This window comes from Aromatoleum evansii (assembly GCF_012910805.1).
In the GTDB taxonomy this organism is placed as follows: Bacteria; Pseudomonadota; Gammaproteobacteria; order Burkholderiales; family Rhodocyclaceae; genus Aromatoleum; species Aromatoleum evansii.
This window is the reverse complement of record NZ_WTVK01000182.1, coordinates 1-630: the sequence shown is the minus strand read 5'-3', so window position 1 is coordinate 630 and position 630 is coordinate 1. Positions and strand designations below refer to the sequence as shown.

Sequence of the window (630 nt, the reverse complement as noted above, 5' to 3'; positions counted from 1 at the left end):
GAGGCGGTCGCAGCGCTCGGCGAGCATGCCTGGGTCGTCGCTGCGCAGGGCTGCGACGAGGACGCCGTCGTCGTCGCGGGGCGCCTGCCGCAGCCGCGTGAGCACGCGTTCGAGCTGTTCGCGCACGCGTTCGCGCAGTTCTTGGCTGGCGGCGCGGGAGAACGTCACGACGAGCAGTTCCTCGAGCGGCAGCCCCTCCTCGGCCACGAGACGGGTCACGAGGGCGCTCAGCGTCCAGGTCTTGCCCGTTCCGGCGCTCGCCTCGATGAGGGTCGTGCCGTGCGGGATGGGCGCCGTGACGTCGAACTGCGCGGACGGCGGCGGCGCGGGTGCCCCGAGCGGGTTCGTCGCGACGGGTGCTGGGGTCTCGGTCATCGCCCGATCGGTCCCTTCTGGTCGAGCAGCGGCATCCACAGCCGTTTGCTCCGGTCGATGAACACGTTGCCCGCATTGAGCCGGTCGAGTGAGGGCACCTGTGGCGCGTAAACGCGCTGCCACCAGGGGTCGTCGCGTTCTCCCTCGCGATCGAAGGTGCCTTCCCAGACCGGGCGGGCCTTGCTCGCCCCGACGTTGAGGGCGAGTTCTTCGGTGGCGTTGCGCGAGCGTCGCCCGGTGCGGTAGCCCTCGATG

2 protein-coding genes are annotated in these 630 nt (G+C 71.4%); both read right to left on the bottom strand.

The genetic code is table 11. The features are described from left to right. On the bottom strand, positions 1 to 375 hold a 375-nt coding region (locus GO615_RS29835; protein WP_169133070.1), incomplete at its 3' end, for a UvrD-helicase domain-containing protein. Further along, on the bottom strand, positions 372 to 630 hold a 259-nt coding region (locus GO615_RS29830), incomplete at its 5' end, for a hypothetical protein (RefSeq protein ID WP_211167411.1). The genes GO615_RS29830 and GO615_RS29835, both read right to left, overlap by 4 nt.